The organism is Anaerococcus martiniensis (genome assembly GCF_043187485.1).
Taxonomy (GTDB): Bacteria; Bacillota; Clostridia; order Tissierellales; family Peptoniphilaceae; genus Anaerococcus; species Anaerococcus martiniensis.
In genome coordinates this window covers 851,437-868,027 of record NZ_CP171106.1, presented here as the reverse complement: position 1 = coordinate 868,027, position 16,591 = coordinate 851,437, and the positions used below count along the sequence as shown (strand labels likewise).

Sequence of the window (16,591 nt, the reverse complement as noted above, 5' to 3'; positions counted from 1 at the left end):
ATTTAAAATGGGAGTTAACTTAAGAGGACGTAATTTAATGGCAATCAAAGACTTCACAGAAGATGAAGTACTTTACCTAATCGAACTATCAGAACAATTCAAAAAATTAAAATTAGCAGGAACTCCACACAAATACCTAGAAGGCAAAAACATCGCACTATTATTCGAAAAAACATCAACAAGAACAAGATGTTCATTCGAAGTAGCAGGATATGACCTAGGAATGGGAGTAACATACCTAGATCCAGGTTCAAGCCAAATGGGTAAAAAAGAATCAATCGCAGATACAGCAAAAGTATTAGGTAGATTCTATGATGGTATCGAATACAGAGGATTTGACCAAGACTTAGTAGAAGAACTTGGAGCAAATGCTGGAGTACCAGTATGGAATGGTCTAACAGATAAATGGCACCCAACACAAATGATTGCAGATATGCTTACAATCAAAGAAAACTTTGGTAAACTAAGAGGCATCAACTTCGTATACATGGGTGACTGCAGAAACAACATGGCAAACTCATTAGCAGTAACATGTGCTAAACTAGGTGTAAACTTCACAGGTTGTGGTCCAAAAGACCTATGGCCAGAACAAGACGTACAAGATCTAGCTAATGAACTATCAAAAGTACACGGATCAAAAGTACACTTTACAGAAGATGTAAAAGAAGCTACAACAGATGCACACGTAATCTACACAGATATTTGGGTATCAATGGGAGAACCAGAAGAAGTTTGGGCAGAAAGAATTGAACAACTTCACCCATACCAAGTAAACAAAGCAGCAATGGACAATGCTAGAGAAGATGCAATCTTCATGCACTGCCTACCATCATTCCACGACCTAAACACAACAATTGGTAAAGAAATCAATGACAAATTTGGTGACAAATACGAACTAAATGGTCAAGAAGTTTCTGAAGAAGTATTCTTATCTCACCAATCAAAAGTATTTGATGAAGCAGAAAATAGAATGCATACAATCAAAGCAATCATGTATGCTACACTTAAATAATTAGTTTATAAATAAATTGACCTCCTAAGGCAATAGACCTTGGGGGGTCTTTTTTTGTTAACTAATATTTACAAAACTTTACCCTTGTTTTACATATAATTTACACCATTGATATAAACTTAAATTAAAAAGTATAAAGGGGATTTTATGAAAAAATTACTAGCAGTAGTACTTGCAACAAGCTTAGTCCTTGGAGCAAATGAAAGTTTTGCAAGCCAAGATTTAGCAACAGAAAATAACGTTGAACTTGGGCAAACAACACAAATCTTAGAAGAATCAAGCACAGATTTAGAAAATGTAAATTTATTAGCAGCAAACAATGAAAACACAAGTCAAAATGATTTTGATATTGTCATCAACGAAATAATGACAAAAGCTCCTAATAAGGGAAAAGATTATGTAGAATTGTTAAATAAAGGAAATGCTCCAGTAGATTTAACAGGCTGGTATATTTTCGATAGCGAAGATAGGGCGGATAAAGTAATAAAACTTGATGGAATAATATTAAATCCAGGAGAAGTTTTTGTATTAGAAGAAGATACTCTCTTTGATTTTGGTCTTGGAAAAAATGATACTGTAAGATTATTCAATAAAAATGATCAGTTAATCGGAAGCTACCAATGGGAAGGCGGACACCCAAATGAAGTTTTTGCAAGAAATCCTGAGACAGGTCAAATGCAAGAAGCAAAAGCTTCAAAAGGACAAATAAACCCAATACCAGCAAAAGAAGAGGAGCAAACTCCACCAGCTGAGGATACTAACACAGTAGAATCAGCATTTAAGGGCAAAGTAGTAGTAAATGAAGTAGAATCAAAAGATCCTAGTGGTGGCAATGATTATGCAGAAATTTATAATAATACAGACCAAGCAATAGATATATCTGGTTGGTATATCCTAGACAATAATCCAAAACACAAAAAAGATTCTAAATATACAGTAAAAGAAGGAACAAGCATTCCAGCCAAAGGATTTTTCGTATTCGAAGAAAATGTAGACTTTGACTTTGGCCTAGGTGACAATGATGAAGTAAATCTTTATGATAAAGAAGATAAGTTAGTAGATAAGTTCTCTTGGCAAGGCCATGCAAATGGTACATATGGTAGAATCCCAGATGGTACAGGCGAAATTGTAGATGGTAAAGCTTCAAAAGGCAGAGCCAACACTACAGAAGAAAATGTAGAAAAAGAAATAGATGTAGAAACATTAAATTGGCCAGGAATTGATGAAGTAAAAGTGTTAGACGAAACATCAATATTTGACCTAAAAGACCTATCAGGCCTAGACAACCACGATGGTTGGATATATGGAGTAAATAACAAAGAAGGTAGATTTATCATCTTCAAAGTAGAAAATGACCAAGTGATATTTGCACCAGGATTTGATGGCAAAGGAAAATCCGTAAAATTTATAAAAGATGCCAATGATCCAAAAGCAGCAGGCCCAGACTCAGAAGGCATCACAGTGGATAATAAAGGAAGAGTTTACCTAGCAGTAGAACGCGACAACGGCGATAAAAATGTAAACAAAAACATGATACTGCAAGTAGCAGATCCATTTAAAGATGCAAAAGAAATGGTAGCAGACAGAGAATGGAACATCACAGAATTATTGCCAGATGTAGGAGCAAACCTAGGCATAGAAACCATTGAGTGGGTAAGCTTTGATAATCTAAACGGCTTATTATATGACCAAAAAAACAACAAAGCCCTAGACAAAAACGACTATCCAAATGCCTATGCAGACGGAATATTCTTTGTAGGTATGGAAGCAAATGGCCATGTATACGCCCTAGTACTTGAAGAAAATGGAAAAGCAGAAGTCATATCAGAAATCCAAACAGGACTAGGTGGAGTAATGAGCATGGACTTTGATACAGAAAACAACGTGCTTTGGGCAAACGCAGACAATGATTACAACAATATCCACAATATAATTCAATTTAATGGAAGCAAAGATCCAAAAATTGTCCACGTAACAGCACCAAAAGATATGAATATCGACCTAAACAACGAAGGATTTATGATAGATCCAAAAGCATCAGCAGATGGACTAAGATCAACCTACTGGTTTATGGACGGAGAAAACACCAAAGCCTTTAGAAAAAGTGCCATAAAAGCAGATTACATGAAAGACCTAGGGCTTACAAAAATCCCAGGCAAAGAAAGCCCAAAAAAAGACCAAGGCAAAAATCCAATCATAGACAATATAACAATAGTAATCCCACCAACACTAAAAATAGTAGATAAAAAAGAAATCGAAAGCCACTACAACAAAGAATTGCCACAAACAAAACAAAGCAAAAACGAACCATATGCAGAAAAAATCACAGACGAGATAATCTACGTATCAAATGGCTACAAATCAATAAAAGAAGGCTATTACTACAAAAAAGACCTACTAGAAAAATACAACAAACTAAAAGCATCAGTAGAAAAAAACCGCACAACAGCAAGAGCAATCCAAATCCTAAAAGATATTGCACCAAATATAGCAGAAAAAAACAAAGAAACAATAGCAAAACTTCTAGAAACATCACAAAAACTGCAAGAAAAAAGCCAAAAAGCCTTAGAAGAGATGGATATAATCTTAGCTGGAAAATAAGTGATAGAAAAAGGACAAAGAAAACCTCGGGAAGAATCCTGGGGTTTTTCTATATATAAGTAAGAGAGTTTATATAAGAAATCAACATATATTTTTGTATAAATAAATTGAAATATTGACTATTACACTATTAAATTTTATCGAAGTATTATATAATTAAAGCATATTGCCTGCGATGCTAATCGCCTGATTAGGAAGGAAATATTATGTTAAAAAATACTTATGAAGATAACGAAAACAAAAAGGTTAATTCAAGAGAGATAAATATACTTAAAGAAAATTTCCCCCAATATTTTAATAAGAATGGGGATTTTAAAATAGATGAATTTAAAAAGATGTTAAAAGACGATGAAGTTAATTTTGACAAAGAAGGATATAGACTAGATTTTCTTGGCAAGTCTTATGCAAGATTTGAGAGTGCCTTGGAAACAGAAACTGTTATTACACCTGATAATAAACATAATAACGAAGAAATAAACAAAAATAGTGAAAATATGTATATTGTGGGTGATAATATCGATGCATTAAAACACTTGCTAAAATCTTACTCTGGAAAAGTCAAATGTATATACATAGACCCTCCTTATAATACAGGATCAGATGGATTTGTTTATCCAGACAATTTTAAGTTTGATAAGGAAACTATGTCAAATAAGATGGGAGTAAGTGAAGATGAGGCGGAGAGAATTCTTTCTTTACAAGGTAAATCAACTCACTCAGCATGGCTTACTTTTATTTATCCAAGGCTCTTATTAGCCAGGGACTTATTAGCTGATGATGGAGTGATTTTTATTTCTATTGATGATAATGAACAAGCTAATTTAAGAATAATTTGCGATGATATTTTTGGAGAAGAAAATTTTGAAGGGCATATTCATTGGAGAAGACGATCAAATCAGCCGAATGATCCAAGTAAAATGATAGGTATAGTAGCTGAACATATAATTGTTTACGCAAGGAATAGTATTAATCTTAAAAAATATGGTGTAGGAAAAGTAGGACTTACTGGAAAATTTAGTAATCCAGATAATGATTTGAGAGGACCGTGGAATAGTAAACCGTGGAAAGTCGGATCAGACCAATCGGGAAGCGAGTATAGAATAGATTTACCAAATGGTAAAACAGTATTTGAATCATGGATGGGTGATGAAAATACATTTCAAAATTTACTAAATGATAATCGTATTTTTTTTCCAGAAAAAGGTGCAGGATTACCTCGAAAAAAAATTTATAAAAGCGAACGTGAAATGGAGGGACAGTCTGCCAATAATTGGTGGCATCACTCTAGATTTGGATCAAATCAAAGTGGAACTAGTAGGTTGAAATCTTTATTCAATAATATCAATATATTCTCGAAACCAAAGCCAAACGAATTAATAAAGGGAATACTACAAGTTGCTACACTTGATACAGAATTTTATATATTAGACTTCTTCTCTGGTTCAGCAACTACTGCAGATGCAGTAATGCAATTAAATGCAGAAGATGGTGGAAATAGAAAGTATATTCTTGTTCAAATTCCGGAAGAAATTGATAAAAATCAACCAGCACATAAAGCCGGATATAGAACAATTGATGAGATAGGTCGTGAAAGAATTAAACGTGCTGCCTCTAAAATAAAAGAAGAAACAGATGCTGATATTGATTATGGATTTAAATTATACAGATTAAATGAGCCTAATTCTCAAACTATTGATAAACTTATTGAATTTGATCCAGGCGATATAAACTTTAATGAGGATGATTATGTTTCAAATTTTGGTTTTAATGGTGAAAGTGGAAAAGATACAATTCTTACCACTTGGTTAAACGAAGATGGATATGGATTATTGGCGAAAGTTGAATCTTTAAAAATTGGAAATTATGAAGCAGATAAATATAAAAATAGTCTGTACCTAATAGAACCAGGGATAAAGAGCGATGATATTATGCAGCTTATAAAATTACTTGAAAAAAACCAACTTGATATAAATAGGGTAGTAGTCTATGGATATTCATTAAACTTTAATATAGCAAATGAGTTAAGAAATAATTTAAAAAATCTAAAGAATAATCAATCTGTAAACTTAATAGAAAGATACTAGTATGAGTATTAGATTAGAAATATTGCCTCATCAAGAAGAGGCGCTTGAAACAATAGAATCTGTATTAAACGATGTAAAAGTATCATATAATGCAAATCCATTTGAAAACCCTACTATAAATACAAAAGATCCTCAAATAGAAAAAAATATAAAACATACATGGAATCAATCTTATGAGCTTACTGGACTTCCAAAGATTCCGCAAATTATGAGAAAAACATATAAAGGAGATAATCCACTAGGAATTGATATTAAGATGGAGACAGGCACTGGTAAAACTTATGTATATACCAGGTTAATATATGAATTACACAAGTTTGGTTTTTTCAAATTTATTATTTTGGTACCCTCTACTCCAATAAAAGAAGGAACTAGAAACTTCATAGAATCAGATTATGCAAAAAATCATTTTAGTGATTTATTTCCTAATATAAATTTAGATTTAAACGTACTTAATCCACAGAAAAATATAAAAAAAGGGCGCAAAATGATCCCGACAGCTATCTCTAATTTTGCTAAAGGAAGTAGACTTGAGAAAAATAAAATAAATGTTTTGCTTACAACAAGCTCTATGTTAATGAGTAAAGCAACTATGGCTAAGGATGATTATGATCAGACTCTGTTAGGAGAGTTTACCCAACCTTATGAAGCTCTCAGAAATACAAAGCCAATTGTAATAATAGATGAACCTCATAGATTTAAAAGAGAAAATGTAGCTTATAAGACAATTATAGATGAACTAGATCCTCAAATAATTTTTAGATTTGGAGCAACTTTCCCAGATTTGCCTAAAAATCAGGGAAGAGATTATAATAACTTAATTTATAACCTAGGAGCTGCTAGAGCATTTAATGAAGGACTTGTAAAAGGTGTGGCTCATCAAACAATAGAAAATATAAATGAAGAAGATGGAAAAATAAAATTTACATCTTGGGAAGGAAGAGGTAGTAAAAAAATTCTTTCTTTTAGAGATGAAAAAACTAATAAAACTCAAAAATTAAAAATCAATGATGATTTAGGAATTATAAGTCCTAGTTTTTCAGGGATAACTATAGATAAAATTGGTAAAACTGATGATGAAAATATTACCTCAGGAGTTACTTTATCCAATGGTATGATATTAACTCCTAAAGATATTATATACTCATCTGTTTACTCAGAAACTTACCAAGATATGATGTTACAACAAGCTATAAAAAATCATTTTAAAATTGAGTGGCAGAACTTTAATAGAAATGAAAAGATTAAAACTCTTTCATTGTTCTTTATAGATAGTATATATTCATTTAGGGCTGAAGATAGCAAGTCGGGTTCATTACGATTAAAATTTGATAAATACCTTTCAATCAAGCTTAATAAGATAATAGATAAATTAGAAAATAAAGTATATAAATCTAACAGAGAAGAAGAATATTTATCGTATCTGTACGCTACCAGAGATAATATTGGATATACATCTGGAGGTTATTTTGCAGAAGATAACTCTACTAAAGATGAAGATATAAAAAAAGAGGTAGAGGAAATTCTTAAAGATAAGCAAAGATTACTATCTTTTAAAAATGATGATGGAAGTTGGAATATAAGAAGATTTATTTTCTCAAAGTGGACTTTAAAAGAAGGATGGGATAATCCAAATGTATTTCAAATAGTGAAGCTTAGATCTTCAGGTAGTGAGATAAGTAAGCTACAAGAAGTAGGAAGAGGATTAAGATTACCTGTTGATGAATATGGAAATAGAGAAAGCGGTGAACAATTTTACTTAACTTATTTAATAGATTTCTCCGAAGTTGATTTTGCAAAGAATTTAGTCAATGAGATTAATGAAGGAATTCTAGACTCTGGTAATGTTAATCACTTAATACCGATGGTTGCAGAAATTAGAAATATGAGTTCCGAAGAATTGGCTCTAAGACTAATGGTTAAGGGTTACATTGATACTGATAAAAATATTAATCCAGAAAACATAAATGAATTTTATGAGAATTATCCAGAGTTTAACCAAGGTGTTAATCCGGGAATAATTGTTGACAGCACATCTAAGAAAGAAGTAGTAAATATTAGAAAAGATAGATACCAAATGATAAAGTCATTATGGGAAACTATAAATCAAAAATATTATTTAAAATTAGAAGAAACACCAGACGAGGAACTTATAAAGGTTATAGAAGATATATTTTCTAATGATGATGATAGTATTTTTGAAACTAATAGGGTGAATGTTTGGGAATCAAGGACTAGGAATAATCCAGTAGGAGAAGTGGTTTTAGATAAAAGAATCACTGATTCCTATGAGATCTATGAGAACATACCATACAATGAGTTTTTAAAAAGAATTAATAAAAACACAGGTTTACCACTGCCTATTATCCATCAAGGCATAGTAAATTTTTCTAGAAAAGATAAACTACCTAAAAATTTCTTGAATAACAAAGTTGCTGATAATTTTATAAATAAATTTAAGGATTGGTATATCCACGCATATAATAGTCACTATTCATATGAGAGATTAAATATAGATAGGAAAGAAACAGCTCTTACAGATGTGAATGGTCAAGTAAAAGACTATATAATTCAAGGAAATCTTGGTATATACAAAGATGAGAGTTTACAAACCCCAGAATCTTTTCTATATGATACAGTAATATTTGATAGTCCAAAAGAAAAGCAAACTATTGTAAGTTCTGGAGACAGCAATTTATCTGATGCAGTTATAGCTTTTGGAAAGATACCTCGTCAGAGTATACAAGTTCCTCTATACTTTGGTGGTACCACTAGCCCAGATTTTATGTACTTGTTACAAGATGGTAATAATTATAGACTAGGTCTTATAATTGAGACAAAAGATGTAGATGGGGATGAAGATTTAAGAGGACTTGAAAAACATAAAATTTCGACAGCTAAAAAGTTCTTTGAAACTATGAAGGCTGATGGTATAAATGTAGAGTTTAGAAAGCAGTTTAAGCGCGACCAAGTATATACTATGGTAGAAGGGCTATTTAAGGACAAGATATAAAATGCTTAGTACTAGATTAGGTAAAAATTTAATAAATAACTATAATGTATTTTAAAGAAAGGTGTTTTTGTGCCAAAAGGAATAATATACGTAATGACAACAGTTGTTCCTGGTCTTATAAAAATTGGGAAGACTGATTTGAATAATTTTGATAGCAGGATGTACAATTTGGAAAGGCATGGCTATGCAAATGTAACTGGACTTAAGAGAAAATTTGCTATAGAAGTTGAACAATACGATGAAAAAGAGAAGCTTTTGGATGAGATTTTTTCTAAGAGCAGAGTTCCAGGGACTGAGTTATTCGCTCTTGATATTGATCTGGTGGTGCAGTTATTGTCTTCATTTGAAGGCCTACAAGTCTATCCAAAAGAAGAAAGTAAAAGAGAAGTATTTATCAGCTCCACTAGAGAATTAGAAGCCAAATCTGGAATAGAGTTAATTCCAAACGGAGAGTACACTCTATCAAGAAATGTAAGAGGGTTTGGTAAAGTAGAAGGGATACTAGTTGTAGAAGATGGCGAATTGACTTTAAAAGAGGGTGCCATTTGTGCACCTATCAGCCATAAAAATCCGCCAGAAGTGGTAAAGTCTGCTCCTATTGTAAATGGAGTTCTAGTTGAAGATTTAATATGTAACTCTCCTTCAATGGCAGCTTGGATACTAGTTGGCAAAAATGCAAACGGGTGGATTAATTGGAAAAATAAAAATGGTGAACCTATAGATATTTACAGAAAAAAATAAAGTATGATAAAGCAAAGTTAAGAATTTATATCTTAACTTTGTTTTTTATTTTAAAAATCTCAGTTGACACCCCCAAATCCACCGGTACTATAATATATAGAAATATTTCTATATGAGGTGGATTATGAGTGTTGATTATGAAAATATATCTAAAAAGTTAAAGGCAATTTCTGATCCTAAGAGGCTTAAGATTATAGATATGTTATCTTGCGATGAGCTTTGTGCTTGTGAGATACTTGAAAAATTTGATATAAGCCAACCCACCTTGTCTCATGATATGAGAAAGCTAGAAGAGGTTGGTCTTGTTTCTAGCAGAAGAGAGGGGAAGAATACTTACTACTCTTTAAATAAGGATCGTTTAGATGAGATTGAGGATAGTTTAAATCTCATATTTCATATCCAAGATGACTGTATTTGCAAGGTGTAAAATCCTAGGCAAATATTTTTTCTAAAACATATAGAAATATTTGAATGTGTCAATATGTTTTTTTACATATGGGTTGATTTTAAATTAGGAGGATTTTATGAAAAAGATGTACTTATATGAAGATGCTATGTGTTGCTCAACAGGTGTATGTGGACCAAGCCCAGATGAAGAGTTGATGAGAGTATCTACTTTGATAGATAAGCTTACAAAAAGTGGAGCTAGCATTGATAGATATAATCTAACTAGCAATACTAAAGAGTTTGTAGAAAACAAAACTATTAACAATCTTTTAGGTGAAAAAGGTAGAGATATCCTACCAGTTGTAATGATTGATGATGAAATTGTTATGACAGGTAAATATCCTAGCAATGAAGAATTTTATGAAATGTTATTTATATCTGATGATGCCAAGGAAGAAACAAATAGTGATGATGGATCTTGCTGTTCTGGCGGAGGATGCTGCTGCTAATAACAAGAAGAAAAGGAGATGAGTCTAAGTGAAACAATTTGATATTAAGGAGATTGACCTAACTAAATACTTATTTTTCACAGGAAAGGGAGGAGTAGGAAAGACTTCTACTGCTTGTGCTAGTGCAATAAGCCTAGCTGATGTGGGCAATGAAGTCCTATTAATAAGTACCGACCCTGCTTCAAACCTTCAAGATGTCTTTGAAACAGAGCTTGATAATAAGGGTGTAAGGATAGAAGGGGTGGATGGTCTTACTGTTGTAAACTTAGATCCTATAGAAGCTGCCAATGAGTATAAGGAAAGTGTGGTTGGCCCTTACAGAGACCAGTTACCTGATAGTGTAATAGAAAATATGGAGGAGCAGTTATCCGGATCTTGCACTGTTGAGATAGCAGCCTTTAATGAATTTTCTAAGTTTATAACTGATTCAAAACTAAAAGATTCATATGATTATATAATATTTGATACTGCACCAACGGGCCATACTCTAAGGATGCTCCAGCTTCCTTCTGCTTGGTCTAACTTTATCAGCGAAAGTACCCATGGAGCTTCTTGCCTAGGTCAATTATCAGGTCTAGAAGATGAGAAAGAAACATACAAATTTGCTGTAGATACCTTAGCTGATGGCAAGCAAACAAGCTTAGTATTAGTTGCAAGACCTGAGGAAGTTCCTCTTCTTGAAGCAAATAGAGCCTCTGCTGAACTAAAAGATTTAGGTATTAACAATCAAATTCTTATCATAAATGGTCTTTTAAGTGCCTATGATGATGAAGTTTCAGAAGCTTTTTATAAAAAACAAAAACAATCCCTAGATAAGATGCCAGAGGGTATTAAGGGGCTTGAAACATACTTTATCCCACTTAGAGGATACAACTTAAATAGTATCGAAAATTTAAGATCTTTGTTAGTTGAAGATAAGGAATATACTAATAATGTAGAGCTTGGTATAAATGAAAGCACAAGCCTAAAAGATATCATAGATGACTTATATAAGAATGAAAAAAAAGTTATCTTTACCATGGGAAAAGGTGGTGTAGGAAAGACTACAATAGCATCTGCTATCGCTAAGGGACTTACCGATAAGGGGCAAAAGGTCCACCTAACTACAACCGACCCAGCCAACCATTTGACTGGCATGCTTGAAGAAGATGACTTATTAACTATAAGCCATATAGATGAAGAGGAAGAACTAAAAAAATACCAAGAAGAAGTTCTAGAAAATGCTAAAAAAACCATGTCTGATGATGACTTGGAGTATGTAAAAGAAGACTTAAGATCACCATGTACCCAAGAGATTGCCGTATTTAGAGCCTTTGCAGATGTGGTGGATAAGGCTGATAGTGAAGTTGTTGTCATAGATACAGCTCCAACAGGACATACACTTCTGCTTCTAGATTCTACAGAATCCTACAACCAAGAGATAGAAAAAAACCAAGGTAATGTTCCAGAGTCAGCAAAAAAACTTCTACCTAGACTAAAAAATAGTGAGGAAACAGAAGTACTAATTGTAACACTTGCAGAACCTACTCCTTTCTATGAGTCTGTAAGACTTGAAGAAGACCTAAAAAGAGCGGGAATTTATAGCAACTGGTGGATTATAAACTCATCTATATACAAAACTGGCTCTACTAATAAGACCCTACAAGCTAAGGCTAATAGTGAGCTAGAATGGATAAATAAGGTTGACGAGCGCACAGATGGAAACTTCACAATAATCCCATGGTCTAGTGACCAGATTAAGGGATCTAATTTAGATAAATTAATTAAGTAGGTATATTATGACAGAAAAAACAAAAGTTGCATTTATATGCGTTCACAATTCTTGCAGGTCTCAGATAGCTGAGGCCCTTGGCAAGAAATTTGCAGGAGAAAAAATAGATTTTTACTCTGCAGGAACTGAGCTAGTAGATCAGATAAACCAAGATGCAGTAAGGCTTATGAAAGAAATACACGGGATAGATATGGAAGAAGACCAGTATTCCAAACTCATAGATGACCTACCTGAAGTAGACTATGTCATCTCTATGGGTTGCAATGTGGTATGCCCAATACTTCCTTTCAAGCACAAAAAGTATGACTGGGGCATAGAAGACCCTACTGGTAAGTCTGATGAGGAGTTTATAAAAGTAATAGATGAGATTGAAGGAAAGTTAAAGGACTTAATCAGTGAAATAGATGAGGAGTTCGGTAGATGAAAAAACAACAAGATATAAGCTTTTTTGAGCGAAACCTTACGTTCTGGGTCTTGATATGCATGGCTATTGGTGTTTTAATCGGACGCTTCCTACCTGCTATTCCAGAGGCTTTGGGAGAGTTTGAGTTTTACAATGTATCTATTCCAACAACCATACTTCTTTGGATTATGATTTATCCAATGATGCTAAAGATTGACTTTAACAGTATAAAAAATATTAAGAATAATCCTAAGGGTTTATTTATAACATGGGTTGCCAACTGGATTATCAAACCATTTACTATGTATCTTATAGCTAAGTTATTTTTCTTTGGTATTTACAAAAATATCATTAACGAAAATCTAGCATCAGAATACCTAGCAGGAGCAGTTTTATTAGGGGCAGCTCCATGTACAGCCATGGTTTTTGTATGGAGTAAGCTAACAAAAGGGGATAGTGCCTACACCCTAGTCCAAGTGGCTAGTAATGATTTAATTTTGCTATTGGCCTATATTCCAATAGTAAGCTTTTTACTAAAGAGGGGAAATATCAATATACCTTGGGGGACCCTACTTTTATCAATCGTACTATTTATAGTAGTTCCTCTTATCCTAAGTATGATTACTAGAAACTATGTGATAAAAAATAAGGGTGAGGATTACTTAAATAATGTATTCATCCCATCTTTTGATAAGTATACTATGGTTGGATTATTACTTACTTTAATAATTATATTTTCATTCCAAGGTATGAAAATTATCGACCAACCTTTAGATATTGCTCTTATAGCAGTACCACTTATACTTCAAACCTTCCTGATATTTGCTATAACCTTTGGTATGGCATATCTTGCAAAATTGCCTTATTCTATAGCGGCTCCATGCGGCATGATAGGAGCATCTAACTTCTTTGAATTAGCTGTAGCTGTTGCTATCTCACTATTTGGCCTATCATCTGGTGCAACCCTTGCAACAGTGGTAGGAGTTTTGGTAGAGGTACCAGTAATGCTGCTCTTAGTAAGAATTTCAAACTCAATGGAATATAAGTTTAACAGATAATTGTATAAATAATTTTTAAAAATTATCATAAAAAATCAGCCTTAGTTATACTAGGGCTGATTTTTATAATTGGCCATCATTTTAGGATTTATTTGATAAGTATATCAAATTTATAATTCGTGATTCACCAGCTGCAAATCTATGGTATATAGCTATAGCTTTTGACCTAAAATATTTGGATGTTTAATTCAGAAGAAAATTTAATATTTTTTTCTACTTTACATGATTTTTAATAGTCATACGGTATTATAAATATATAATGATAATCAATTTCAATGGAGGATTTAATGAGAAATTTATATATATACGAATCATCACCAAGCGCCGTAGATAGCAAGGAGCTTGAAAGAATAGATGAGATTGTTAACCACCTTACAAATGTAGGTGCTGGTATTACTAGATATAATTTAGATCAAGCAAAAGACAAATTTGAAGAAAACATGATTGTAAAAAGATTTTTAGATGAAAATGGAGAAGATGTACTTCCTATCACTATGCTAAACAAAGAAGTAATCATCACACGCAGATACCCAGCAAATGATGAGTTCTACGAACACCTATTCCCAGATTCAGACCTAGAAGGCATGGATGATTTTGGTGATGAAGGTTGTGGATGTGGCAGTGGTAGTACTTGCAGCTGCTAATATCATTTAAAATTAAATATGCAAATCTTAACCAGTTACTTATTTTAGTGGCTGGTTTTTTTATGCTTATATGGAATATGTACACCATATGGAGTACAATATTATCGTAAACTTAGAGTCAAAAGGAGAAAATATATGGATAGTATAAAAGAAGCTAGAGTATCAGCTAGGATTGACCAAGAAACAAAAGATAAGGCTGAAAAGGAATTATCTAAACATGGTTTGTCCATTTCTGAATTTATTAGAATGAATTTAACAACAGTAGCAAACCAAGGCTTGCCAGATTATTATGGTATACCAAATGAAGAGACTATGGCTGCTATTTATGAAATGGTAGAAACTCTAAATTCTAATTCTAAAATGGAACCTATATCCTTTGAAGAAATTAATAATCTTTTTAATGAATAAGGGGTTTTAAATGATTATAGGATACTCAAGGCAATTAAAAAAAGATTTGAAAAGGATAAAACATAATAGAAAATGGAATAAGATTTTTAATAGTTCTTTATCATTCTCTGAATTAACTCCATGGGAATATATAATTAAATCTTTTGAATCAGGTAGTGATTTACCAGATTATTTTTATGCACATGAGATTCATTTTTCAAAATCTGACATAAAAAATATAAGAATGGCTACTGGAGAGAAGTCTAAAATAAAAGTTATGGATTTACATTTTGATGGCAGAACGGGAGATTGTCTTTTGTTATACTCGGAAAGTGAATTAGGATTTTATATTCTCAGAATAGGTAGTCATAGCGATTTATTTAAATGAAAAAACGCCTATTCGGGCGTTTTTCTTTATTTTTATCTAGTTTCTCATTAAATAATTAAATGCACCAAGGGCTGCTGTTGCGCCTGATCCTGCTGCTATTACTATTTGTTTGAATAGGCTGGTTGTTGCATCTCCTGCTGCGTATACTGATTCTAGGCTTGTTGATCCGTCTGGGTTTACTATTATTTCTCCCCTGTCTGTTAGTTCAACATCGCTTTCTTTTAGCCAGTCTGTGTTTGGCACTAGCCCTACTTGGATGAAGCAACCTTCTACATCTATGGCGTGTTCTTCATTTGTTTCACGGTCTGTGTATTCTAGTCTTTCTAGTTTGTTTTCCCCGTAAAGTCCTGTTGTTTGAGCGTTTTTTACTACTTCTACGTTGTCTAGGCTAAATAGTTTATCTTGTAAAACTTGGTCTGCTTTTAGCTCTGGTAAGAATTCTATAACTGTTACGTGCTCTACCATTGCGGCAAGGTCTATGGCAGCTTCGATTCCTGAGTTTCCTCCACCGATTACTGCTACTTTTTTGCCTTTAAATAATGGTCCGTCGCAGTGGGTACAATATGCTACACCCTTGTTTCTAAATTCTGTTTCGCCAGGGATACCTAATAGTCTCCATCTTGCACCAGTTGCAATTATTACTGATCTAGCTTCTAGTTTTGCTCCATTATCAAGCTCTACTTCGATTAGGCGTAGGTCTTGGGCTGAGTTTTCGCTTTCTTTGATATTTTCTGCAAGGGCACCTGTCATGATGTCTACACCTAGGGCCTTAACTTGGTCTTCCATTTGTCCCATAAATGATGGGCCTTCTGTGTATTTAAAGCCTGGGATATTTTCAATTCCTAGGGTTTCTACTACTTGTCCACCAAATTCACTTGCTACTAGTCCTGTGGATACACCTTTTCTAGCGGCATAAACTGCTGCGGTTGCTGCAGCAGGTCCACCACCGATGATTAGTACATCAAAGGCTGCCTTGTCAGCAAAATCATCTGCTGATTTGCCTCCAGCAAGTTTATCTAGAAGGGTATCCATGGTTTGCTTACCACCTTCAAAAAATTCTCCATTTTTAAAGATGGCTGGCACTGCAAGGACATCACGGCTGTCTGCTATGTCTTGGAACATAGATCCTTCTATCATGGTATGGTTAACATTTGGATTTAGGATTGCCATTATGTTTAGGGCTTGGACTACTTCTGGACAATTGTGGCAGGATAATGAAACTATGGTTTCAAAGTCTGCTCCCTCCATGGATTCAATTCTTTTTTTGCTACTTTCATCTACTTTTGGAGCTACTCCACCTGCTTGAAGCATTGCTAGGGCAAATGATGCAAATTCGTGTCCAAGAGGCACGCCTGCAAAAACTATTTTACCATGGTCAAATGCACCCTTTACCTCAAAAGATGGCTTGTATTCTAAATCTTTTTCTTCTACTTTTATTTTATCTGACAGTTCTGCTACTTCTGTTACAAATTCTTTAACTTTTGCTGATTTGTCATCATTAGTAACAGAAAGCCCAATAGTGACTTCTGTTTTAAGTAGGTCAAGATATTGGGCTAACTGCTGCTTTAAATTATTTTCTAGCATCTATTTAAT

14 protein-coding genes are annotated in these 16,591 nt (G+C 33.3%); 13 read left to right on the top strand and 1 reads right to left on the bottom strand.

Annotated elements, in window-relative coordinates; genetic code table 11:
* Positions 1–7: 7 nt before the first annotated feature.
* The 13 genes from argF (at position 8) to ACF3NF_RS04250 (ending at position 14,998) form a co-directional block, all read left to right on the top strand.
* Positions 8–1,012 carry an ornithine carbamoyltransferase gene (argF, locus tag ACF3NF_RS04310; RefSeq protein WP_394022321.1) on the top strand — a complete coding sequence of 335 codons (1,005 nt, stop codon included), beginning with the start codon at positions 8–10 and terminating at the stop codon, positions 1,010–1,012.
* Positions 1,013–1,159: 147 nt separating this feature from the next.
* Positions 1,160–3,613, top strand: a complete 2,454-nt coding sequence (locus ACF3NF_RS04305; RefSeq protein ID WP_394022320.1) for a lamin tail domain-containing protein — start codon at positions 1,160–1,162, stop codon at positions 3,611–3,613.
* A 206-nt stretch (positions 3,614–3,819) separates the two neighbouring features.
* Positions 3,820–5,697 carry a site-specific DNA-methyltransferase gene (locus ACF3NF_RS04300; protein ID WP_394022319.1) on the top strand — a complete coding sequence of 626 codons (1,878 nt, stop codon included), beginning with the start codon at positions 3,820–3,822 and terminating at the stop codon, positions 5,695–5,697.
* A gap of 1 nt (position 5,698) precedes the next feature.
* Entirely contained in the window at positions 5,699–8,710 is a 3,012-nt protein-coding gene (locus ACF3NF_RS04295) for a type III restriction-modification system endonuclease (RefSeq protein WP_394022318.1), read from the top strand.
* A gap of 69 nt (positions 8,711–8,779) precedes the next feature.
* Entirely contained in the window at positions 8,780–9,451 is a 672-nt protein-coding gene (locus tag ACF3NF_RS04290; protein WP_394022317.1) for a DUF4357 domain-containing protein, read from the top strand.
* 124 nt (positions 9,452–9,575) lie between these two features.
* Entirely contained in the window at positions 9,576–9,878 is a 303-nt protein-coding gene (locus tag ACF3NF_RS04285) for an ArsR/SmtB family transcription factor (protein ID WP_394022316.1), read from the top strand.
* A 97-nt stretch (positions 9,879–9,975) separates the two neighbouring features.
* Positions 9,976–10,347: an arsenite efflux transporter metallochaperone ArsD gene (arsD, locus tag ACF3NF_RS04280; protein ID WP_394022315.1), complete on the top strand. Its 372-nt coding sequence runs from the start codon at positions 9,976–9,978 to the stop codon at positions 10,345–10,347.
* A gap of 28 nt (positions 10,348–10,375) precedes the next feature.
* Positions 10,376–12,118, top strand: a complete 1,743-nt coding sequence (gene arsA / locus ACF3NF_RS04275; protein WP_394022314.1) for an arsenical pump-driving ATPase — start codon at positions 10,376–10,378, stop codon at positions 12,116–12,118.
* Between the two features lie 7 nt (positions 12,119–12,125).
* Positions 12,126–12,542: an arsenate reductase ArsC gene (locus ACF3NF_RS04270; protein ID WP_394022313.1), complete on the top strand. Its 417-nt coding sequence runs from the start codon at positions 12,126–12,128 to the stop codon at positions 12,540–12,542.
* Positions 12,539–13,579, top strand: coding sequence for an ACR3 family arsenite efflux transporter (gene arsB / locus ACF3NF_RS04265; RefSeq protein ID WP_394022312.1), 1,041 nt, complete (start codon positions 12,539–12,541; stop codon positions 13,577–13,579). Before ACF3NF_RS04270 ends, arsB begins: the two co-directional genes overlap by 4 nt.
* Positions 13,580–13,866: 287 nt before the next feature.
* Positions 13,867–14,223 carry an arsenic metallochaperone ArsD family protein gene (locus tag ACF3NF_RS04260; protein WP_203127640.1) on the top strand — a complete coding sequence of 119 codons (357 nt, stop codon included), beginning with the start codon at positions 13,867–13,869 and terminating at the stop codon, positions 14,221–14,223.
* A 135-nt stretch (positions 14,224–14,358) separates the two neighbouring features.
* The gene (locus tag ACF3NF_RS04255) at positions 14,359–14,631 is read left to right on the top strand and encodes a type II toxin-antitoxin system RelB/DinJ family antitoxin (RefSeq protein WP_394010846.1); all 273 of its coding nucleotides are present in this window, start codon (positions 14,359–14,361) and stop codon (positions 14,629–14,631) included.
* Positions 14,632–14,641: 10 nt separating this feature from the next.
* A complete protein-coding gene (locus ACF3NF_RS04250) occupies positions 14,642–14,998 on the top strand; it encodes a replication associated protein (RefSeq protein ID WP_394022311.1) in 357 nt (118 codons plus the stop codon).
* Positions 14,999–15,034: 36 nt separating this feature from the next.
* On the opposite strand, the gene ahpF is transcribed toward ACF3NF_RS04250, so the two are convergent.
* On the bottom strand, positions 15,035–16,582 hold the full coding sequence (ahpF, locus tag ACF3NF_RS04245; protein WP_394022310.1) for an alkyl hydroperoxide reductase subunit F: 1,548 nt from the start codon (positions 16,580–16,582) through the stop codon (positions 15,035–15,037).
* Positions 16,583–16,591 lie beyond the last annotated feature (9 nt).

Coding starts and splice junctions, on each gene's coding strand:
- argF (WP_394022321.1), top strand. CDS start 8: ATGGGAGTTAACTTAAGAGGACGTAATTTAATGGCAATCAAAGACTTC.
- ACF3NF_RS04305 (WP_394022320.1), top strand. CDS start 1,160: ATGAAAAAATTACTAGCAGTAGTACTTGCAACAAGCTTAGTCCTTGGA.
- ACF3NF_RS04300 (WP_394022319.1), top strand. CDS start 3,820: ATGTTAAAAAATACTTATGAAGATAACGAAAACAAAAAGGTTAATTCA.
- ACF3NF_RS04295 (WP_394022318.1), top strand. CDS start 5,699: ATGAGTATTAGATTAGAAATATTGCCTCATCAAGAAGAGGCGCTTGAA.
- ACF3NF_RS04285 (WP_394022316.1), top strand. CDS start 9,576: ATGAGTGTTGATTATGAAAATATATCTAAAAAGTTAAAGGCAATTTCT.
- arsD (WP_394022315.1), top strand. CDS start 9,976: ATGAAAAAGATGTACTTATATGAAGATGCTATGTGTTGCTCAACAGGT.
- ACF3NF_RS04270 (WP_394022313.1), top strand. CDS start 12,126: ATGACAGAAAAAACAAAAGTTGCATTTATATGCGTTCACAATTCTTGC.
- arsB (WP_394022312.1), top strand. CDS start 12,539: ATGAAAAAACAACAAGATATAAGCTTTTTTGAGCGAAACCTTACGTTC.
- ACF3NF_RS04260 (WP_203127640.1), top strand. CDS start 13,867: ATGAGAAATTTATATATATACGAATCATCACCAAGCGCCGTAGATAGC.
- ACF3NF_RS04255 (WP_394010846.1), top strand. CDS start 14,359: ATGGATAGTATAAAAGAAGCTAGAGTATCAGCTAGGATTGACCAAGAA.
- ACF3NF_RS04250 (WP_394022311.1), top strand. CDS start 14,642: ATGATTATAGGATACTCAAGGCAATTAAAAAAAGATTTGAAAAGGATA.
- ahpF (WP_394022310.1), bottom strand. CDS start 16,582: ATGCTAGAAAATAATTTAAAGCAGCAGTTAGCCCAATATCTTGACCTA.